The organism is Mesorhizobium sp. B2-6-4, from assembly GCF_006441495.1.
In the GTDB taxonomy this organism is placed as follows: domain Bacteria; phylum Pseudomonadota; class Alphaproteobacteria; order Rhizobiales; family Rhizobiaceae; genus Mesorhizobium.
Genome location: NZ_VFUE01000006.1, coordinates 229,780 through 250,602, shown reverse-complemented (window position 1 = coordinate 250,602; position 20,823 = coordinate 229,780). Strand labels below are relative to the sequence as shown.

18 protein-coding genes and 1 tRNA gene are annotated in these 20,823 nt (G+C 62.4%); 8 read left to right on the top strand and 11 right to left on the bottom strand.

The features are described 5' to 3' along the window. Positions 1-2: 2 nt before the first annotated feature. From FJ426_RS10930 to FJ426_RS10905, 6 genes are all read right to left on the bottom strand, one after another. A complete protein-coding gene (locus tag FJ426_RS10930) occupies positions 3-797 on the bottom strand; it encodes a TatD family hydrolase (RefSeq protein ID WP_140525183.1) in 795 nt (264 codons plus the stop codon). Then, the gene (gene metG, locus FJ426_RS10925; protein WP_140561188.1) at positions 797-2,350 is read right to left on the bottom strand and encodes a methionine--tRNA ligase; all 1,554 of its coding nucleotides are present in this window, start codon (positions 2,348-2,350) and stop codon (positions 797-799) included. Before metG ends, FJ426_RS10930 begins: the two co-directional genes overlap by 1 nt. 83 nt (positions 2,351-2,433) lie before the next feature. Continuing rightward, positions 2,434-3,489 carry a DNA polymerase III subunit delta' gene (locus FJ426_RS10920; protein WP_140561190.1) on the bottom strand — a complete coding sequence of 352 codons (1,056 nt, stop codon included), beginning with the start codon at positions 3,487-3,489 and terminating at the stop codon, positions 2,434-2,436. Continuing rightward, a complete protein-coding gene (gene tmk, locus FJ426_RS10915; RefSeq protein WP_140561191.1) occupies positions 3,486-4,160 on the bottom strand; it encodes a dTMP kinase in 675 nt (224 codons plus the stop codon). Before tmk ends, FJ426_RS10920 begins: the two co-directional genes overlap by 4 nt. Before the next feature lie 183 nt (positions 4,161-4,343). Beyond that, on the bottom strand, positions 4,344-5,510 hold the full coding sequence (locus FJ426_RS10910) for a D-alanyl-D-alanine carboxypeptidase family protein (protein WP_140561193.1): 1,167 nt from the start codon (positions 5,508-5,510) through the stop codon (positions 4,344-4,346). Between the two features lie 83 nt (positions 5,511-5,593). Next, positions 5,594-6,811: a septal ring lytic transglycosylase RlpA family protein gene (locus FJ426_RS10905; RefSeq protein ID WP_140561195.1), complete on the bottom strand. Its 1,218-nt coding sequence runs from the start codon at positions 6,809-6,811 to the stop codon at positions 5,594-5,596. A gap of 326 nt (positions 6,812-7,137) precedes the next feature. Between FJ426_RS10905 and FJ426_RS10900 the strand changes: the two genes are divergently transcribed. The 6 genes from FJ426_RS10900 (at position 7,138) to FJ426_RS10875 (ending at position 12,601) form a co-directional block, all read left to right on the top strand. After that, positions 7,138-7,227: transfer RNA gene (locus FJ426_RS10900), tRNA-Ser, on the top strand. Between the two features lie 499 nt (positions 7,228-7,726). Further along, positions 7,727-8,557, top strand: a complete 831-nt coding sequence (locus FJ426_RS10895) for a glycosyltransferase family 25 protein (protein WP_140561196.1) — start codon at positions 7,727-7,729, stop codon at positions 8,555-8,557. 413 nt (positions 8,558-8,970) lie between these two features. Next, the gene (locus tag FJ426_RS10890; protein ID WP_140561198.1) at positions 8,971-10,518 is read left to right on the top strand and encodes an FAD-dependent monooxygenase; all 1,548 of its coding nucleotides are present in this window, start codon (positions 8,971-8,973) and stop codon (positions 10,516-10,518) included. Between the two features lie 47 nt (positions 10,519-10,565). After that, positions 10,566-11,264 carry a DUF2161 family putative PD-(D/E)XK-type phosphodiesterase gene (locus tag FJ426_RS10885; RefSeq protein WP_140525192.1) on the top strand — a complete coding sequence of 233 codons (699 nt, stop codon included), beginning with the start codon at positions 10,566-10,568 and terminating at the stop codon, positions 11,262-11,264. Positions 11,265-11,309: 45 nt separating this feature from the next. Further along, positions 11,310-11,717 (top strand): DUF930 domain-containing protein, encoded by a 408-nt coding sequence (locus tag FJ426_RS10880; RefSeq protein ID WP_140498595.1) that lies wholly within the window; start codon positions 11,310-11,312, stop codon positions 11,715-11,717. Between the two features lie 197 nt (positions 11,718-11,914). After that, positions 11,915-12,601, top strand: coding sequence for a TerC family protein (locus FJ426_RS10875; protein ID WP_140498596.1), 687 nt, complete (start codon positions 11,915-11,917; stop codon positions 12,599-12,601). A 29-nt stretch (positions 12,602-12,630) separates the two neighbouring features. Here the strand turns inward: FJ426_RS10875 and FJ426_RS10870 are convergent, their stop codons facing one another. After that, positions 12,631-13,056: a hypothetical protein gene (locus tag FJ426_RS10870; RefSeq protein WP_140561200.1), complete on the bottom strand. Its 426-nt coding sequence runs from the start codon at positions 13,054-13,056 to the stop codon at positions 12,631-12,633. A gap of 315 nt (positions 13,057-13,371) precedes the next feature. On the opposite strand from FJ426_RS10870, the gene rimO reads away from it, so the two are divergent. Beyond that, complete coding sequence (gene rimO, locus FJ426_RS10865; protein ID WP_140498598.1) at positions 13,372-14,685, top strand: 30S ribosomal protein S12 methylthiotransferase RimO; 1,314 nt, start codon at positions 13,372-13,374, stop codon at positions 14,683-14,685. Positions 14,686-14,784: 99 nt separating this feature from the next. Next, positions 14,785-15,891, top strand: coding sequence for an acyltransferase (locus FJ426_RS10860; RefSeq protein ID WP_140561202.1), 1,107 nt, complete (start codon positions 14,785-14,787; stop codon positions 15,889-15,891). 46 nt (positions 15,892-15,937) lie between these two features. Here FJ426_RS10860 and FJ426_RS10855 read toward each other — a convergent pair whose 3' ends face one another. The 4 genes from FJ426_RS10855 to FJ426_RS10840 are packed head-to-tail and all read right to left on the bottom strand — an operon-like array spanning position 15,938 to position 20,681. After that, on the bottom strand, positions 15,938-17,005 hold the full coding sequence (locus FJ426_RS10855; protein ID WP_140498600.1) for a BMP family ABC transporter substrate-binding protein: 1,068 nt from the start codon (positions 17,003-17,005) through the stop codon (positions 15,938-15,940). A 51-nt stretch (positions 17,006-17,056) separates the two neighbouring features. After that, complete coding sequence (locus tag FJ426_RS10850; RefSeq protein ID WP_140561203.1) at positions 17,057-17,977, bottom strand: ABC transporter permease; 921 nt, start codon at positions 17,975-17,977, stop codon at positions 17,057-17,059. Further along, positions 17,977-19,107 carry an ABC transporter permease gene (locus tag FJ426_RS10845; protein ID WP_140498602.1) on the bottom strand — a complete coding sequence of 377 codons (1,131 nt, stop codon included), beginning with the start codon at positions 19,105-19,107 and terminating at the stop codon, positions 17,977-17,979. The genes FJ426_RS10850 and FJ426_RS10845 overlap by 1 nt, the downstream gene beginning before the upstream one ends. Beyond that, the gene (locus FJ426_RS10840; protein ID WP_181165345.1) at positions 19,104-20,681 is read right to left on the bottom strand and encodes an ABC transporter ATP-binding protein; all 1,578 of its coding nucleotides are present in this window, start codon (positions 20,679-20,681) and stop codon (positions 19,104-19,106) included. Before FJ426_RS10840 ends, FJ426_RS10845 begins: the two co-directional genes overlap by 4 nt. Positions 20,682-20,823: the final 142 nt, after the last annotated feature.

Here is a 20,823-nt window from a genome sequence, read left to right as displayed (position 1 = left end):
GTTCAGGCGCTTTGCTCGGCGGGGCGCGGCATCTTGCCGAACAGCCGGAAGAAATTATCGGTCGTCAAAGCTGCGATTTCACCTTCGCTGATGCCGATCGTCTCGGCCAGAACCCTGGCCGTGTGCGCGACATAAGCGGGTTCGTTGCGCTTGCCGCGAAATGGGATCGGCGCGAGATATGGCGCATCGGTCTCCACCAGCAGCCGGTCGTGCGGCAGGTCGGCGGCTATGGCGCGTATTTCGGCCGAATTCTTGAAGGTCAGGATGCCGGAAAACGAAACATAGCCGCCCAGCGAGACGCCGACCTCGGCCAGCCTGCGTCCCGACGAAAAACAGTGCAGGACGAACGGGAAGGCGCCCTTCCCCGTTTCTTCCTCAAGGATATGAGCCATGTCGTCGTCGGCGTCGCGCGAATGGATGACCAGCGGCAGGCCCGTCTCGCGAGCAGCGGCGATGTGGTTGCGCAAACCCTGCGCCTGCGCATCGCGGGGCGCTTTGTCATAGAAATAGTCGAGCCCGGCTTCGCCGATCGCCACCACCTTGGGATGGGCGGACCGGCGCACGAGATCCGCCGTCGTCACGTCAAGCTCTTCGGCGGCATTGTGCGGATGGGTTCCGACGGAACAGTACACTTCGTCGAAAGCGTCAGCGATTTCAAGTATTTGCTGAAATCGCTTCACGCGCGTCGAAATCGTCACCATGCGGCCGATCCCGGCGGCCAGGGCACGGGCGACGACGGCCGCCCGCTCCTCGGCGAAGTCCGGAAAATCCAGATGGCAGTGGCTGTCGACGAGCATCAGCCGTTCGCTTCCGGCTGATCGACATAACGCGGAAACACGCCTCCTGGTACAGGCAACGCTCTGCCCGGCACAAGCGCATGATCGGCGTGGAGATGCACGAAATTGCGCTCGTCTGCCGGCACGGCCAGCAGGTCAAGCAGCTTCGCGGCCGATCCTGGAATAAAGGGTTGGCACAGAATCGCCACGCGCCGGACCACCTCGGCCGTTGTCCACAGCACCGTTTGCATGCGCTCGGGGTTAGTCTTCTTCAGTGCCCAGGGTTCCTGTCCGGCGAAATACCGGTCGGCTTCGGCCACCACGCCGAAGATCGACGCCAGCGCCAGATGGATGCCCTGCTCGGCCATTGCCTTGCGCGCGGCGGCAAGAGCGGCCGCCGCCTGATCGAGGATTGCCTTGTCGGCATCCGTCAGCTCGCCGCGCGTCGGCACCACGCCGCCGCAGTTCTTGGCGATCATCGACAGCGAGCGCTGCGCCAGATTGCCGACGCCGTTGGCAAGGTCGGCATTGGTGCGGTTGACGATCGCTTCGTGGCTGTAGCTGCCGTCCTGGCCGAACGGCACCTCGCGCAGGAAGAAATAGCGAACCTGGTCGAGCCCGTAATGCTCTATCATGGTGAAGGGGTCGATGACGTTGCCGACCGATTTCGACATCTTCTCGCCGCGGTTGAACAGGAAGCCGTGGCCAAAGACGCGCTTCGGCAGCGGAATGCCTGCCGACATCAGGAAGGCCGGCCAGTAGACGGCGTGGAAACGCACGATGTCCTTGCCGATGATGTGCGCATCGGCCGGCCAGAATTTCCAATTGTCTGCGTTTTCATCGGGATAGCCGACGCCGGTAATGTAGTTTGTCAGCGCGTCGACCCAGACATACATCACGTGCTTTTCGTCGCCGGGCACCGGCACGCCCCAGTCGAACGTCGTGCGCGAGATCGACAGGTCTTTCAGTCCCGATCTGACGAAGCTCATCACTTCGTTGCGCCGCTCGGCCGGGCCGATGAAATCCGGCTGGCCCTCGTAGAGCGCCAGCAGTTTGTCCTGATAGGCCGAAAGCCGGAAGAAATAGCTTTCCTCCTCGACCCATTCGACCGGCGTTCCTTGCGGGCCATAGCGGATATTGTCGGGACGAACCTCGGTTTCCTCCTCGCCGTAATAAGCTTCGTCACGCACCGAGTACCAGCCGGCATAGCCGCCCTTGTAGATGTCTCCATTGGCAGCCATCGCCTTCCAGATCGCCTGAGAGGCCGCGTAGTGCCGCTCTTCGGTGGTGCGGATGAAATCGTCGTTGGAGGCGTTGAGCGCGGTCGCCATGCGCTTGAACTCAGCCGAATTGCGGTCGGCCAGTTCGCGCGCAGAAATGTCTTCCTTCTTCGCCGTCTGCAGCATCTTGATGCCGTGTTCGTCGGTGCCGGTGAGAAAGAAGACCTGCTTGCCGTCGAGCCGCTGAAAGCGGGCCAGCGCATCGGTGGCGATCAATTCGTAGGCATGGCCGATATGCGGCTTGCCATTGGGGTAAGAGATCGCGGTCGTGATGTAGAATGTATCGCGTGACATGAATGAACCGTCATGAATGTCTGAATGGAAGGCGTGGCGGTGGATATCGCATCGGGGTGGCGATTGCCATCCCGAGGGAACCATCACATTCGCATTGCAGACTTCAGGCGGTCGATCATGGTCAAGGCGTGCTGCTTCTTGTCGAGATTGTAGGTATCAGTCTCAGATATAGCGTCCAGCGCCTCATGCCAAGTGTCCGACAGCGTTTTGGCTCGTGCGAGATCGCCGGCCAGCGCCGCCCGGCTCGCCGCATCGGACAACAGATCGAGCGCGCGGCGGTTGAAGATATCGAACTGGATCGCCTGGTCGCGCCCGGCCACGACTTCGGCAAGGCGATAGGCGCCGGCGATGTCGCTCTTGCCGGCGCTCACCAGGGCGTCCAGCGTTTCGGCGATCTCCAACCCGCCATACTGCGTCAGGAGGATCGCATTGCGGGCGCTGCCCCCTGCCCGCGCGGCAAGGGCTGTCCGCGCGGCCGGATCGTCCGGCGGAGGCGGCTCGGCAGTTTCCAGCACCGCCATCAGCTCGTCGGCATCGAGCGGCGACAGCCGAACCAATTGGCAGCGCGAGCGGATCGTCGGCAACAGGCTGCCCGGTGCATGGACGATGAGGATGAACAGCGTTCGCGCCGGCGGCTCCTCAAGATTCTTCAGCAAGGCATTGGCTGCATTGGTGTTCATGTCGTCGGCCGGGTCCACGATCACCACCCGGTAGCTGCCGTCATGCGAAGTCATCGACAGGAAGCGATTGACCTTGCGGATCTCGTCGACGGTGACGACCGTCTTGAAGCTCTTCGTCTTGTCGTTCAGCGGCCGCGTCAGGTGCAGCACGCCGGGATGCGCGCCGGTGGCGATCTGGCGATACAGCGAGGACGCCGGATCGGGAACGGCGAGCGTCTCCGGCGCCTGCTCGAAGGCCGGATGCTTCAGGAGATGATGCGCCAGATGGAACGCGAGCGTCGCCTTGCCGATGCCGAGCGGTCCGGTGAAGATCAGCGCGTGCGGCAGCTTTCCAGCGCGATAGGCGGCGGCGAGCATGGCGGCGGCCTGCCCGTGCCCGACCAGGCGTGGCGTTTCGGACGGTTCAGGGACGCCGTCCAGCGTGTCATGCTGTTCCGGCGCGATGCGTTCGAAGATCATGCGGGTGCGGTCTGTCTGTTGCGCATGGGCGCCCTCGCCTCCAGCGCCGCGAACACCGTGGCGGTGACGACATTTTCTACCGCATCGGGAGCGGCGGATGCGTCGATCACAACGCAGCGCTCCGGCTCGGCCGCGGCGATCGCCAGGAACGCCTCGCGGCGCGCCTGGTGGATGGCAAGCGTTTCCTTTTCGAAGCGATCGGGGCCGGCGCCGGCGCCGCGACGCACTGTTGCGCGTCTCAGGCCTTCCGTGGGATCGATGTCGAAGATCAGCGTCATGTCGGGCATCATGCCATTGATGGCGACCTGCTCCAGCGTCTCCATGAACACCGGGTCGAGGCCGCCGGTGACGCCCTGGTAGACGCGCGAGGAATCCAGGAAGCGGTCGCATAGGACAATGGAGCCGCGCTCGACCGCCGGGCGGATGACCTGCTCGACATGGTCGGAGCGCGCCGCCGCGAAAAGCAGCGCTTCCATCTTCGGCCCGAACGGCTCGGCGGCGCCCGAGAGCAGCACATGCCGGACCGCTTCCGCGCCCGGCGAGCCGCCCGGTTCCCGGGTGACGAGGACGTCGTACTTCTTGGCGCGCATCTTTCCCGCCAGCCGCTCGATCTGCGTCGACTTGCCTGCTCCTTCGCCGCCTTCGAAGGTGATGAAAAATCCGCGTGCCAATCGAAAGGCCTTTGTCCCTTATTTGAATGGATTCTAGCGCTCTAGATAGTCCGCGTTCGGGGAAACGTCCATGCCGCCGGCGTTATCGCATGCCGCTCAAAAGTGACCTCGGCTGGAGAGAACGACATGCATAAACAAAGACGCCAAAGCGCATAGCGTGAATCCGGTTCAGCGCGACGCGCTTTAGCGGAGCCAGCCGACGGCCAGTTCCTTGACGGCGTCGAGGGCGCGTTGCGGCAGCGTGCCGATGCCGATCGATTCGGCGGCGAACAGCGGCGTCTCCTGGCTCAGTGTGTCGCCGATCCAGACCCGCAGCACGCCTACCGGCTGCCCCTCCTCCACGGGTGCGGCAACCGGTCCGTCATAGACGATGCTCGCCGTCAGCTTGTCGCGGTTGGCTACCGGCAGGAAGATGGCGATCGGCCCTTTCGCCTTCAGCGTCACGCCGGCTTTAATGCCGCCGAAAACCTGAGCTTGGCCCACCACCTCGTCCTTGGCGAAGATTTGCGTCTTCTCGAAGGAACGGGCACCCCATTCGAGCAGCTTGCGCGCCTCCTCGGCGCGTTCCTTGTCGCTGGCGAGCCCGCTCATCGCCGCGATCACCCGCGCGCCATTGTGGCCGACCGAGCCGACTATGCCAAAGCCGGACACCTCACTGCTGCCGACCGCCAGGCCGTCGGCGCCGATGTCCATCGCCAGCAGCGGGTTGCGATTCCTCTGCGAAATCTTGTTCCAGGTAAAATCCTTCAGGCCGTAGTAGCGATAAAGGTCCGGATACTCGCGCCACAGATGCAAAGCCAGCATTGCCAGCTCGCGCACGCTCGTCTGCTGGCCCTCCGCCGGCAGCCCGGTCGAATTGACGAAAGTCGATTTGGCCAGGCCGATCTGGCGGGCGCGTTCGGTCATCTGCGCGGCGAAATTGTCCTCGGACCCGGCCAAGCCTTCGGCCAGCACGATACAGCCGTCATTGGCCGCCTGCACCGTCACGCCCTGGATCAGGTCCTCGACCCGGACCGCCGATTTGAGCTTGGCAAACATCGTCGACGTTCCCGAAGGGGCGCCGCCCTTGCGCCAGGCGTTTTCACTCACCACGAACGTGTCGTCGAGGGTCAGGCGCCCGGACTTGATGGCGTTGAACACCACTTCCATCGTCATCAGCTTGGCCATCGAGGCCGGCTGTATCGGCTTGTCGGCGTCCTTGGAAAACAACACCGTCCCTGTGTCGGCGTCTATCATGAAGGCCTGGGCTGCCTTGGTCTCGAAAAGCTGCGCGCTGGCGGGCGCGATGCAAAACAGCAGCAGGGCCAATCCCAGAAATCCGGCCAAAGGCGGAAAGACGCGCAACTGCATGAAATCTCGACCCGTTTGCCGGTTCTGGCGCAGCCAAGCTATCAGGGTTTTTTCCGCAGGATCAACCGTGCGGGAAAAATAGATCAGTTGCGCACGGCCAGAGCGTCCGGCGCACCATGCGACCAGGCCGCCTGCAGCAGATCGTCGACGCCGCCATGGCCGTCCGGATAGAGGTTCACCGCATACCAGTCCTTGCCATTGAATTCGGAACGCTGGATCTCGATCCTGCCGAAGGGCTCGAGCGCGGCGGCCACGCGTTTTGCCTCGGTGACGTCATCGAAGGTGCCGGCCGCGACATAGGCCGGCGACGGCGCCTGCGGGTTGGCGCTCTTCCATGAGCGCAGGATGTCGGCGGGCGACATGCCGTCGTCGTCAAGTGCGGCAAAGACATCGGCGCTTCGCACGCGCTCGTCGGCATAGGAGAGCGAGGCCACCGAAAACGGCGATTGCGGCGGCAGGCCGATATCCGGACGCTCCGGCACGATCGGACCGAAGTCGGGCAGCGCCAGGTCACCCAACGCCGGCGATTGTGCCGGCACCTGCCCTGGCGGAACCATATCGGAATTCGTCAGCTGACCCGGAAATGGCACGGCGGCAGCGCCCACCGGCAGGCTGGGCGACGGTCCGTTCATGGCCACCATGACGCCGGTCGGCAGGCCGTCCGATGGATCCGGTATCCTGTTGCCTGGATGGTAGGAGGCCATCAGATACTGGTCGTCATTGCCGTCGAGCGGCGCGCGGCCAACATATTCCACCTTCACCTCGGCCGTGCCGACATTGGCATAGTCGAGCATCTGGGCGGCGCGTTCCGAGACATCGATGATGCGGCCCTGGTGGTAGGGACCGCGATCATTGACGCGCACGATGACCGAACTGCCGGTCTTGAGATTGGTGACGCGGGCGTAGCTCGGCAGGGGCATGGTCGGGTGCGCCGCCGTCAGATGGCTCATGTCGTAGACTTCGCCGTTGGCGGTCAGCCGTCCATGAAAGGCATCGCCGTACCACGACGCCAGGCCGACCTTGGCATAGTGCTTGTCTTCCTTCGGATAGTACCACTTGCCGCGAACCTGGTAGGGTTTACCAAGCTGGTCGCGGCCGCCGCCACGCCGCATGAAGGCAACGCGAGGGCTGGCCTTCACGCCATATTCGGTTTCGGCGAAATATTCCTTGGAACGGGTCTTCTTGTGGACCATCCCTTTTGGTTCAGGCTGCGACGCGCAGGCGGCAAGCAAGGCTGCCGACATGGTGAATAGCGCGAAAGCGCAAGCACGGCGTAGACGCGGGCGCGCCGTAGTTTGCATTTCCTGATGTCCCCTACAGTCTCGACCAAAACGCCGCGGCTTGAACGTCGCAGGAGCCAAAGCTTACCTGACCAAGACCAACGACGCCTCGAACCCCTGTCCTTTGTGCGCAGGAATTGTTTATCACGCTATTAATCGATTGTGGCCGGAACCGGGCAAGATTGTGACGCCACCCTGCCCGGCGTCGGCTGCCGGGAAACATGCGGTCCGCGCATGCCGGTTGACAGATCTTTGCCGGGCACACTAGAGCATCAGCAAGATGGCTCTCTTCATTCGCCGCCAGGCTCGAATATCGGATCGGGTGACGTTGGCGAAGAGATGTCGCTGGAGGGATGGCCGAGCGGTTTAAGGCACCGGTCTTGAAAACCGGCGTGGGCGCAAGTTCACCGTGGGTTCGAATCCCACTCCCTCCGCCATTTGCATAAAAATTTCCGCCGCGTGCAACGCCACCGCGTAATGGTTCAATGCGCTGTTCCTGCGCTGCTGCTCACAGATGGGCGGCCAGCTTGCGACCGCAAAAGTCCGGCTGTTGTGCGGACGTTGGCTGTGGAGGCGACGGATGTTGCTGCGGTACTCGAACAGTTCAAGCTTCGGGAAGTCGTCACAGAGCGCGCGAAAGCCGTCCGCCGTAAGGAAGCCCTTAGGGTTGCGCCACGGGAACGGCGCCCTGCTTTTTGAGGTGTCAGCGCCAAAGCAGCGCAGCAGTTCGTAGTCAATGAAAGTTTCACTCAGAGAGAACGTCTTTCCGTGATCTTCATCAGGTCTGCGAATTCACCGGTAGCACCTTGATTACGACCGTATTTCTTACCGGAGCTGCGTAGGAGCAGCAAGCACCAGTTCGGCTCGCGCTGCCAACGCCTCTGGACCAAACCGAATACCTTGATTTTGTATCAGCAATGAAATAACCGCCCAGCAGTGACTGCAAAAGCCGGGGGGCTTTTCGTGAATTCCTATGTAATTAACCTAGACCGGAGTCCGGCTAGGTCGGGACGGATGTATGAACGCTTTGCGTCGATTGGTTTGGAATTTGAAAGAATTCCGGCGGTTGATGGAAAGTTGCTTAGCGAAAAAAGGATGTCGGACGTTTACCAGCCGGTGCCCGGCGCAGTTTCGCTAACCAAAGAAGAGGTGGGCTGTTTTCTCAGCCACCGACGATGCTGGGAGGAAATTGCTTCGGGCCTCGAGCCGTTTGGCTCCGTTTTCGAGGATGATGTGATCATCTCCTCGCATTTACCTAGATTCGTTGGCAACGACACCAGTTGGATTCCCGTCGACGCCGATATCGTTAAACTAGAGACGGTCCTGGGAAGGGTGTGGCTGGACCGCGTGGTTTCTATGCTACCCGGCGATTTCCGCCTTAGCCTCCTGCGTAGCCTTCACTTCGGGACGGGTGGATACATAATCTCGAAAGCGGCGGCAGAACGGCTGTTAAAGCTGACCGAGCGATTCTCCGATCCCGTAGACCACGTGATGTTTAATCCTGCCTGTGGCGTCGCCAGAGGTCTGAAGACGTATCAAATACTACCTGCGCTCTGCATCCAGTCGTTCCATCTGTATCCGAAAGGATCTGATCTGGTCGACTCGCGCGCGCTTACACAGCACAGCGCCGTGCGATTCCCGGACAATTTGGAAAACATGCCCTGGTTGAAACGGAAAACAATATCGGCGCTCCGGCGCACTTGGCGCTTTCTGCGCCGATATTGGAGAACCGAAATTCCCTTCGCCGACGACCTAAACAGGGCGTGACCCCGACGGCCGAAACGCAAATATGGGCTGTTCGCTGCGGCAATACGGCCGGAGTCGGAATGGCATTCCATTCAAACCGACCGACGGCGAAATTGCCACTAGACGAACGAATCGGACAACGCATCGGGCGGCGTTTCATCGGTTCTAGCCTGAGCGGCCATGATTCCGTTCGGCGTCGGCCGCAACCCCGTCTGTTGCGGATAGCTCACCGCAACGCTATAGAGCCGCTGTCGGAAAAGGCAGACTTGGTTTGGTAAGCCCAAGTCCTTTCGGTAACGAAAGCTCTGGTCTTTGGCCTCCTGCAGGAGATCCCCACGACGAACATCGGACGCTTCTCTCGCGTCCAATCGTTCGTCCGTGTGGTTCTCAAATCCGAGGAACGCTCCGGTCGAACATCGACAAAGGAGCAGTTCATGCACAACCGCCATCTCGATTCCCATGATGTAGTAATCGCTGGTGCAGGCCCTGTCGGTCTGTTCCTCGCCTGTGAGTTGCGCCTCGCCGGCCTCTCGGTGCTGGTGCTGGAGCAAGCCGAAGACCCGCACTCGCCGTTGAAGCGGCTTCCGTTCGGGCTGCGCGGCCTCTCGGTGCCCACCATCGAAGCCCTCCACCGTCGCGGTCTGCTGGACGACATCGCCTCTCCAAGGGATGGAACGGGCAACGGTGGCGCTGCGACTGGTGCGCACTGGCTGAATCAACCGCGCCGTCCGGGTGGCCATTTCGCAGGTATCCAGTTCTTCCACGATGCCATCGACGCCGCGAAATGGCCCTACCGCCTGCCAGGTTCGGCCACCGCCGCAATCGCGGTCGAAATGGCGCATCTCGAATCAGTCTTGGCCGCGCGCGCAATCGCAATGGGGGTCGAGATCAGGCGCGGCTTCGGTGTCGAGGACTTCGATCAGACGGATGAAGGCGTGACCGTTCGCGCCGGCGGTGAGATTTTTCGGGGATTTTGGCTCGTCGGCTGTGACGGCGGGCGCAGCACGGTGCGCAAGGCCGGCGGCTTCGCGTTCGTCGGTACCGATCCGGAATTCACAGGCTATTCCGTTCAGATCGAAATGGCCGACCCGGACAGGCTCACGCCCGGCCGCCACTACACGCCGACCGGCATGTATACGTATCAAAGACCCGGTACTGTCGCGATGGTCGAGTTCGATGGTGGGGCTTTCCACCGAACCCAGCCAATCACCTGCGACCACGTGCAGGCGGTTTTGCGCCGAGTATCCGGCGCGGACCTCACGCTGACGGCTCTCAAACTCGCCGCCACCTGGACGGATCGCGCCCACCAGGCAACGACCTACCGCAAGGGACGAGTGCTGCTTGCCGGCGACGCCGCGCATATCCATTCTCCCTTGGGCGGCCAAGGTCTCAACCTCGGGCTCGGCGACGCGATGAACCTTGGCTGGAAGCTGGCCGCCACCATCCGCGGCGACGCGCCGGACGGTCTGCTCGACAGTTATTTCAGCGAACGCCATCCGGTCGGGGCGCAAATCCTCGACTGGTCGCGCGCCCAGGTCGCGCTCATGCGGCCAAGCCCGGCAACGCGCGCGCTCGAAACCATCATCCGCGACCTGATCGACACGCGCGACGGCGCGACATACTTCGCCGAACGGATATGGGGTATTTCTCTTCGCTACGATCCTGGCGGCGGCCACGGGCTGGTCGGGCGCAGTGTTCCCGATTTCGAGCTGATCGGAGGAAGAAAAATCGGCGAGTTCCTCCGCACGGGCAAGGGCCTGTTCCTTGACTTTGACGCTTGCCCATCGCTTGAAGCGCTTGCAGGCCGCTGGGGCGACCGGATCACCTACGTCGCCGGAAAGGCCAGGGATCAGCTTGGCTTGAGCGCCGTGCTCGTGCGCCCCGACGGCTTCGTGGCCTGGGCTGGCGAGGATGACCCCAACCCGGAGGAAGCCGCTCAAGCCGCATCACGATGGTTCGGCGAACCCCGGAAAGGCATGTAGACCTGCTCCCGAGGCTTTTCGTGCCGAATCGGCTAAGCCTTGGGCCTATGAACGAAACCTCACTCTACGCGCCGGTGAAGCGGTTTCTCGAAAGCCTGGATTTTGCCGTGAAGGGCGAGATCGGCGGCTGCGACATTGTCGCGCTGCGTGAGGGGGAGCCGCCCGTCGTCGTCATTTGCGAGTTGAAGCTGGCGTTCAATCTCGAACTGGTGCTGCAAGGCGTCGACCGCGCGACCGCCTGCGACGAGGTGTGGCTGGCCGCGCGCATGTCGGCCAGGGGCAAGGGACGCGAGAGCGACGCCCGGTTCCGCAATCTTTGCCGCCGGCTTGGCTTCGGCCTGCTCGGCGTGACGGCGAGCGACCGGGTCGAGGTGCTCCTGAGTCCGGTCACCGTCGCGCCGCGCAAGAACCCACGGCGCCGCTCGCGGCTGGTCGACGAGCACCGCCGGCGCCGCGGCGATCCTGTCGCGGGCGGGGGATCGCGCAATCCCATCATGACAGCGTACCGCCAAAGCGCCCTCGCCTGCGCCGCGGCATTGGCCGACGGGCCCAAGCGCCCGCGCGATCTCAAGGCGCTGACGCCGCTTGCGCCGAAAATCCTGCTGCACAATGTCTATGGCTGGTTCGCGCGCGTCGACCGCGGCGTATACGATCTGACCGACGCCGGCCGTGCCTCGCTGATGCGTTGGCCGCAGCCATCGCACGATGAATCCCGACACGGGATTTTGAACGCGCCGAGTGCCTGAGCGCGGGACAACGCCCGGCCCTTTGGTTGATTTTTCAGACAAAATATGCTGCTTGTCCCGCCCATGAAGACACTCTGCACGACGGTCATGGCGTTCTTGACCCTGGCTTTTCCGGCCAACGCCATGGACAGCGCCTTGCGCGCAGGCCTCCTGAAACTCGACCCGCAAACCCGCCTCGAACAGCGCTGTGATGCTGAAGTCCTCGACCGGATCACCCATGACGACCGCAAGTACAAGGCGGATCGGGTGGTCGCTTACGCCTTTGCCACGCCGGTCATGAGCGACGACGCCATTAAGAGCCCAGGAGCCGCCTTCCGCAGCAAGGGGCAATGGTACCGGCTGAAATTCAAGTGCGAGACGGCGCCGGACCATATGGAGGTTTTACAGCTCCGCTACCGCATCGGCGACGAGATTCCAGAGACCGACTGGGCAAAATACAATCTCTACGATTAGGCGCTACGACTAGGTTTTCATTGCCGTTTCGGCTCGCCTGCCCGTGATTGTCGAATCCCCTCAATGGCGCCGCTGCAACGAAAGCGGTTTTGCGGCGTTGCCCGAAGCGATGTCTTGACGGCAAGGAACCATGTCTTTAGGGCGGGCTGGGCGATCGACAACGAACACTCGGCGAACAGGCAAGGGCTTCCAGGTCGATGGAAATATTTACTGCCGCAGGCTTATCGGCTCTTTTTCAGGTTATCGCGATCGATCTTGCGCTGGCTGGGGACAACGCCATCGTCATCGGCCTTGCGGCGGCCGGCTTGCCGGCCAGTCAGCGCAAACGGGCCATTCTGGTCGGCATCATCGCGGCCACCGTCCTTCGCATTTTCTTCGCCCTGATCACGCAATGGCTGCTGACAATTGGCCCCATGCTCCTCATCGCCGGCGGCCTGCTGCTGCTTTGGGTGTGCTGGAAGATGTGGCGGGAGCTGGGTGTCAGCCACGAGCAGGAGCGCGACGCGACCGAAGCGCTGTCGAATGGCGATTTCGACAAGGATGGGACCATCGCCGGCAAGTCGCCGCGCAAGACCTTCTCGCAGGCCGCGTGGCAGATCGTCATTGCCGACGTCTCGATGTCGCTCGACAATGTCCTGGCCGTCGCGGGTGCGGCCATGAACCATCCGACGGTGCTGATCATCGGCCTCGCTCTGTCGATTGCGCTGATGGGCTTCGCCGCGTCCTTCGTCGCGCGCCTGCTGCACAAATACCGCTGGATCGCCTATATCGGCCTACTGATCATCCTTTACGTCGCCGTGAAGATGCTTCTCGACGGCGCCGTGCAGCAGTTTCCCGACCAATTCGCTTTCCTGGCGCCATGGTTCGGGTCGAGCGGCCACTGATCTGGAACCCTCGCGCCCGCCGATGTTGGTCAGTTTGAAATTGCAGCGTAGTGGTTCATTCTAATTGGGATTGAACCGGTGCCCATCGGCGCGAAGAAGCACGTCCACCTATATCGCTGGTAAGGATCAAACTTCATATGGGGAATGATCGTTCGATAAAACGTCATTAGACGCTCGCAGATGTGGTATCGATCATCGGGCGCAGCCTGGACACGTTCTCTCGGGATAAACCACTCTGCTTCTTGTGGCTCATTCAAGTAGGTAGGGTGCAGCCTGACAAAATAGCCGTCTTTGGTCATCCTGACATCGTTGGAATCGATGGGGCGGCAATCCTTGTTTCCGCAGCAGTCATAGTGAAGAACGGGATCGGTCTTGCCCGTATACCAACCGTGTGCGTCCGCATCGCCGGGCAGCACAAGCCACGCCAATGCAATATGTCCTAGCAACTGTCTCATGGGACTAGCCCCTCACCATTCTGCCTATAGCATATTAGTGAGTCCTAATCATAGCGCTGAAAGTCGCGTTGACTGGCTGCCATTACCCGGCAATTCGCTTTTTGTAAGAGCCGCGAACCAACGGCTTTCGGCTTCTTCGCTTCGATCCGCACAACGAGATCGCCGATGTCGCAGAGCTTGCCTGTTTGCCTGTTCGGGCGAGCCGTGCTATTGCGCCGCCCGAATTGAGCTCCCGCCAGAGCCGTGCAAACCGTTATATGTCGAGACTTCGAGCCGGATCAGCGTTTCCGGTTCATGTCCATTGGAACCTTGCCCATGTCCGCCCCGCGCGTCAGCTTCGTCAGTCTCGGATGCCCCAAAGCCCTGGTGGATTCCGAACGCATTATCACGCGCCTGCGCGCCGAGGGCTATGAGATCGCGCGCAAGCATGACGGTGCCGATCTCGTCGTGGTCAACACTTGCGGCTTCCTCGATTCCGCCCGTGATGAATCGCTCAACGCCATTGGTTCGGCGCTTTCGGAGAACGGCAGGGTCATCGTCACCGGCTGCCTGGGCGCCGAGCCCGATGTCATTCGCGAGAAGCATCCCAACGTTCTCGCCATCACCGGTCCGCAGGCCTATGAGAGCGTCATGGCGGCCGTGCACGAGGCTGCGCCGCCGAGCCATGATCCCTATATCGATCTGCTGCCGCCTCAAGGCGTCAAGCTCACGCCGCGCCACTATGCCTATCTCAAGATTTCGGAAGGCTGCAACAATCGCTGCACCTTCTGCATCATCCCGGCGCTGCGCGGCGACCTTGTCTCGCGGCCGGCGGCCGATGTGCTGCGTGAAGCCGAGAAACTGGCCAAGGCCGGCGTTAAGGAACTCCTCGTCATCTCGCAGGACACCAGTGCCTACGGCATCGACATCAAATACCAGGCCAGCATGTTCGGTGATCGTGAAGTGCGGGCGAAGTTCCTCGACCTGTCCGAGGAATTGGGCAAGCTCGGCATCTGGGTGCGCATGCACTATGTCTACCCCTACCCGCACGTGGCCGACGTCATCCCGCTGATGGCCGAGGGAAAAATCCTTCCCTACCTCGACATCCCCTTCCAGCATGCGTCGCCGCAGGTGTTGAAGAACATGCGCCGGCCGGCACATGGCGAAAAGACGCTCGAGCGCATTCGCGGCTGGCGCGATGTGTGTCCCGACCTCGCCATCCGCTCGACCTTCATCGTCGGATTTCCCGGCGAAACCGACGAAGATTTCGAGATGCTGCTCGACTGGCTGGATGAAGCGAAGATCGATCGCGCCGGCTGCTTCAAATATGAACCTGTACGGGGCGCGCGCTCCAACGAACTCGGCCTTGAGCAGGTGCCGCAGGAAATCAAGGAGGCGCGCTGGCATCGCTTCATGCAGCGCCAGCAGAAGATCTCGGCGACGCAATTGGCCAAGAAGGTCGGCAAGCGCCTGCCGGTGCTGATCGACGAAGCGCATGGCACATCGGCCAAGGGCCGCACCAAATACGATGCGCCTGAGATCGATGGCTCCGTCCATATCCAGTCGCGCCGCCCGCTGCGCGCCGGCGACATCGTCACCGTCAAGGTCGATCGCGCCGACGCCTATGATCTCTACGGTTCGGCCGTCTGAGGACCACGATTTACCACATTTCGCGATAGTTCCGGCCATTTACCCTGTTTGGCCGCCGCCTGCCTTATGGTTTCCGGACCGTAAACGCAGGAACTCAGGATGGACCCCAGACCTGTCCGCCAGGATTATATCGCGACGCTGGACCTGTTGAGGCTGGCGGCGGCGCTGGCCGTCGTGCTGTTTCACTATTTCTTTCGCGGCGCGGCAGCAGACGGCTTTCTCACGGCGGGCTATCCTCATGCCGCGCCACTCGCTCTGTACGGCTATCTCGGCGTCAATCTTTTCTTTCTGATCAGCGGTTTCGTCATCGCATGGTCGGCGGATGGCCGCGGCTGGGAAGAATTCGCCGTCGCGCGTTTCGTGCGTTTATATCCGGGCTTTCTGCTCTGCATGACGATAAGCTTCGCGGTTATCGCCTTTTCCGGCACGCCGCTGCTCCCAGCCTCCTTCAGCCAGTATCTCGCCAATCTCACAATGTTCGCGCCGGCCGTCGGCCAACCTTTCATGGACGGCGTCTACTGGTCGGTCGTGCTTGAAGTGGTTTTCTACGGCTGGGTGACGCTGGCTCTGATTGCCGGCGTTTTCCAGCGATGGAAATTGGGGCTGATCCTCGGCTGGCTGGCGATCTCGGCCATCAACGAACTCTTCCTCGGCAGCGGCGCGGCGCGGCTTCTGTTTCTCACCGAGTTCGGGCCGTTCTTCGCCGCCGGCATGCTGGTCCATCATCTCCACGCACACGGTCGCTCAGTGCCGGCCTTGCTGCTGCTGGCGGCCGCCTTCGTGCTCTCCAGCTATACGCTGTCGGTGACGCAACAGTGGATGATCGGGCATTACGGCATTGCGGTCTCGTCCGCCCATCTCGTGGCCGCCAACGTGGTGATGCACGCAGCGCTGATCGGCGCTGTCCTGCTGCGCGACCGGATCAGACCGTCGCCGCTCACGCTGGCTCTCGGCGGGCTGACTTACCCGCTTTATCTTCTTCACCAGAATGCCGGCTATCTCTTCATCAACGCCTTGACGCCGCTGGCCGGCAAATGGGTTGCAGCGTGGACCTGCGTGGCGCTCATGGTTTTGGTGTCGTGGGCGATCTGGCGCTATTTCGAGCGGCCGGTGCAGCGTTGGCTCAGGATCCGGCTCAGTCTCGTGGTGGACGCCGGCCTGGTGCGGTTTCGCCATGTCTCGGTGGCCGCGCAAGCCGCCGAATGAGAAAGGGCGCCGCGCGGCGCCCTTCCCTGACGAACGTACGTAGAGCTTATTGCGGCAGCTTGTCGTCGACGCCCTTGACGTAGAAATTCATGCCGAGCAGCGTGCCGTCATCGGCGACCTCGCCGTCCTTCAGCCATGGCGAGCCGTCCTGCTTGGCGATCGGTCCGGTGAAGGGATTCCAGCCGCCGGCAATTTTCTTTTCGGTCGCCTCGGCCATTGCCTTCACGTCATCGGGCATATTGGTGTAAGGCGCAAGCTTCACCGCGCCGTCCTTGATGCCGAGCCAGACATTGTCGGGCTTCCAGGTGCCGTCGATCGCTGCCTGAACCCGGCTGATGTAATAAGGTCCCCATTCGTCGGTCAGCGAGGTCAACTGCGCGTTCGGCGCGAACTTGATCATGTCGGAGGACTGGCCGAAGCCGTGCAGCTTGCGCTCCTCGGCCACCTGCAGGGCCGCGGTCGAATCCGTGTGCTGGACGATGATATCGGCTCCCTGGTCGAACAGGGCCTTGGCCGCATCGGCTTCCTTGCCCGGATCGAACCAGGAATTCACCCAGACGATCTTGGCCTTGAAATTCGGATTGATCGACTGCGCGCCGAGCATGAAGGAGTTGATGCCCATCACCACTTCCGGGATCGGGAAGGAGACGATGTAGCCGGCGACGCCGGACTTCGATTCCTTGGCCGCGATCTGACCGAGCACATAGCGGCCTTCATAGAAGCGCGCATTGTAGATGCCGAGATTGTCCGCCGTCTTGTAGCCGGTGGCGTGCTCGAACATCACCTTGGGGAACTTCTTGGCGACCTTCACTTCGGCGTCCATGAAGCCGAAGGACGTGCCGAAGATGATCTTGCAGCCTTCGCGCGCCAGCCGCTCGAAAGCACGGTCGGCATCGGGGCCTTCGGAGACGTTTTCAAGATAGGCGGTCTCGACCTTGTCGCCGAGCGCCTTTTCGACTTCGAGGCGGCCCTGGTCGTGCTGGTAGGAATAGCCGAAGTCGCCGATAGGGCCGGTATAGACCCAGCATGCCTTCAGCTTGTCGGCGGCCTCCGCGGACGCGACCAGCGAAAATGCCGCTGTCGTCGTCATCAGGGCAATAAGCAGTTTTTTCATCGTGTTACCTCTCTGAGTTAAGCCTTGGAGCTTCCCGTCTTGTTATTGTTGTCAACGATCCGGAACGAATGGCTGCCCCAAGGAAGCCGGTGTGTTCATCATCGTCAGACGCTTGTTGCGCGAGATTAGAACGAGAACCACGACCGTCGCCAGATAGGGCAACGAAGAAAGCAGTTGCGAAGGCACCGGAATGCCAAAAGCCTGTGCATGAAGCTGGCCGATCCACACCGCGCCGAAGATATAGGCGCCCGCCAGCACCCGCCACGGCCGCCAGGACGCGAACACCACCAACGCAAGCGCGATCCAGCCGCGGCCCGCGCTCATGTTCTCGACCCACTGCGGCGTGTAGACCAGCGACAGATGGCCGCCGGCAAGACCGGCGCAGGCGCCGCCGAAGATTACCGAGAGATAACGGTAGCGGATGACCTTGATGCCGAGCGCATGCGCCGAGGCGTGGCTGTCGCCGATCGAGCGCAGCGTCAGCCCGGTGCGCGTCCGGAACAGGAACCACATCACCGCCGCCGTCAGCGCTATCGAGATGTAGAACAGCGGATCCTGGCCGAACAGCAGTCTGCCCACCACCGGGATGGAGCTGAGCCCGGGAATATCGAGATTGGGCAACCTGACGCCGGGCTGGCCGACGAAACTGGTTCCCATCATGCCGGAGAGGCCGAGGCCGAGCAGTGTCAGCGACAGGCCGGTCGCCACCTGGTTGGTGGCCAGCGACAGCGTCATGACGGCAAACAGCAGCGAGAACAGCGCGCCCATGGCGATGGCCGCCAAGAGCCCGATCCAGGGCGAGCCGGTCAGATAGCCTGCGCCGAAACCGCCGACGGCGCCCATGATCATCATCCCTTCGACGCCAAGGTTGAGCACGCCGGAGCGTTCGACCACCAGTTCCCCGATCGCCGCAATGAGCAGCGGCGTCGCCGCCGTGGCGATGGTCAGGAGGATGTTGACGGTGATGTCCATCAGCGGGCTTCCTTCAACTTTGGCGCGGCCTCGAGCTTCGCGGCACTCTCCGATTTGGTCAGCGCCAGACCGATCAACCGGATGCGGTAATGGATGAGCGTGTCGCAGCCGAGCACGAAGAACAGCAGCATGCCCTGGAACACGCGCGCCACCTTGTCGGAGATGCCGAGCGCGCTTTGCACCGCCTCGCCGCCGAGATAGGTCAGGGCCAGCACCAGGCCCGCCGCGACGATGCCGAGGGGATTGAGCCGGCCAAGGAACGCCACGATGATGGCGGTGAAGCCGTAGCCGGGCGAAATGACGGGCTGAAGTTGCCCGATGGCGCCGGAAACTTCCGATATCCCGGCAAGCCCGGCCAAGGCGCCCGACAACAGGAAGGCGAAGAAGACCATGCGGTTGAGGCCGAAGCCGGCGAAGCGCCCTGCCCTCGGGCTGGAGCCGAGCACGCGAACCTCGAAACCCTTGAGCATGCGGCTCATCATCAGCCACACCAGCACCGCCGCGACCAGCGCGAACACGAAGCCCCAATTGGCGCGGCCGGCATCCGGCATCAGTTCCGGCAGGATGGCGGAATCGCCGAATTGGATGGTCTGCGGGAAGCCATGGCCCTGCGGGTCGCGCCAGGGTCCGCGCACCAGCCAGTCGAGGAAGAGCTGTGCGACGTAAACCAGCATCAGGCTGGTCAGGATCTCGTTGGTGCTGAAGCGGGTTTTCAGAAATGCGGGGATAGCCGCGTAGGCGGCACCGCCGACCATGCCCAGCAGAAGCATCAGCGGCAGCACCAATGGGCCCTCGAACCCAGGAAACAGCACCGGAACGGCCGAGCCGAAGATGGCGCCGAAGATGAACTGGCCTTCGGCGCCGATGTTCCAGATGTTGGCCTTGTAGCAGACCGACAGGCCGACCGCGATCAGGATCAGCGGCGCCGCCTTGATCGCCAGCTCGTGCAACTGCCAGACCTGGCTGACCGGCTCGATGAAATAGATGTTGAACGCGCTGAACGGATTGACCCCGAGCAGCGCGAACATGATGCCGCCCGCGATGATCGTCAGCGCGAAGGCGATGAATGGCGACAGCATGGAAAACAGCGCCGAGCGCTGCGGCCGTTTGACGAGTTCGAGGCGCATCATGCCGTCTCCAGCGTGTGTTCGGCGTGGCCTGGTTCGGCGCCGCCCATCAGCAGGCCGATTTTTTCGAAGGTCGCCTCGGCGATCGCCAGCGGCCTGGACAGTTCGCCATTGTGCATCACCGCGATCGCATCCGATATCTCGAACAGCTCGTCGAGATCCTGGCTGATGACCAACACCGCCGATCCGCTGCGGGACAGTTCGATGAGTGCCTGGCGGATATGGGCGGCTGCGCCTGCATCGACACCCCAGGTCGGCTGGTTGACCACCATGACGTCAGGCCTGCGGTCGAGTTCGCGGCCGACGATGAATTTCTGCAGATTGCCGCCGGACAGCGCTGCCGCCTCCGGATCGGGCGCGCTCTTGCGCACGTCCATCGCCTCGATGATGCGCTGGGCGGCGGCATAGACGGTGCCGCTCTTGACCATTCCGCCCGTCCCGACGAAGGTCTTGCCGTCGGTGGCATGGCGCGACAGGAGCAGGTTTTCCGAAAGCCGCATGCGCGGGGCGGCACCATGGCCGAGGCGCTCCTCCGGCACGAAGGCTGCACCCAGCAGCCGGCGCCCGGTGATGCTGAGGCTGCCCGCATCCTTGCCGCGAATGCGCACCGAGGCGGCATCCGGCTGCAGGACTTCACCGGAAACGGATTCGAAGAACTCGCCCTGGCCGTTGCCCGCGACACCGGCGATGCCGATCACCTCGCCGGCGCGGACGGTGAGATTGATATTCTTGAGCGGGATCGAAAACGGCGTCGCCGGCTTGCGGCTGAGGCCGCGGATTTCGAGCAGGGACTGTGCCGTTTCGATGCCCGCGACCGGCGCGCGCACCACGGCCTGCACTTCGTTGCCGACCATCATGCGGGCCAAGGACGCGGCGGTCTCCTCGCGCGGATTGCAGTGGCCGACCACCTTGCCGTGCCGCAGCACGGTGGCGCGGTCGCAGATGCGTTTGACCTCCTCCAGCCGGTGCGAGATGTACAGGATCGATTTGCCTTCCGAGCGCAGACGTTCGAGCGTCTCGAACAGCTTGTCGGCCTCCTGCGGCGTCAGCACCGAGGTCGGCTCGTCCAGGATGATGAGTTGCGGCGTCTGCAGCAGGCAGCGGATGATCTCGATGCGCTGGCGCTCGCCCACCGACAGGTCCCCTACCAGCGATTCAGGATCGAGCGGCAGGCCGTAGCTGTAGGAAAGCGCCCTCGCCTTGGCCGCGATGCTGCTGATCGGCGAACCGTCATCCAGGGAAAGCGCGATGTTCTCGGCCGCCGTCAGCGCCTCGAACAGCGAGAAGTGCTGGAACACCATGCCGATGCCGAGCTTTTTCGCGACGCCCGGGCTGGTAATTCTGACGGCCTGGCCATTCCAGAATATTTCGCCGGAATTGGGCTCCAGCGAGCCGAACAGCATCTTGACCAGCGTCGATTTGCCGGCGCCGTTCTCGCCGAGCAGCGCGTGGATCTCACCCTTGGCGATGTCGAGGTCGACATGATCGCACGCCGTCAGCGTGCCGAAAATCTTGGTCAGGCCGCGAACCTCAAGCAGATTCGCTCCGTTATGATTTGCACTCACAGTGCCTCCCATCCGGGTTCCCGGATATGTTCTGTGTTCCCGCAAGCATCGTATGCGCGGCCAGCTCTCATGCGAAAGCAGCACTCGACTTGAAAGAGCTTCAAGAATTTCAGCGGAAACTCAAGGGCAAAGATCAGTCTTCTTCGCGCAACCA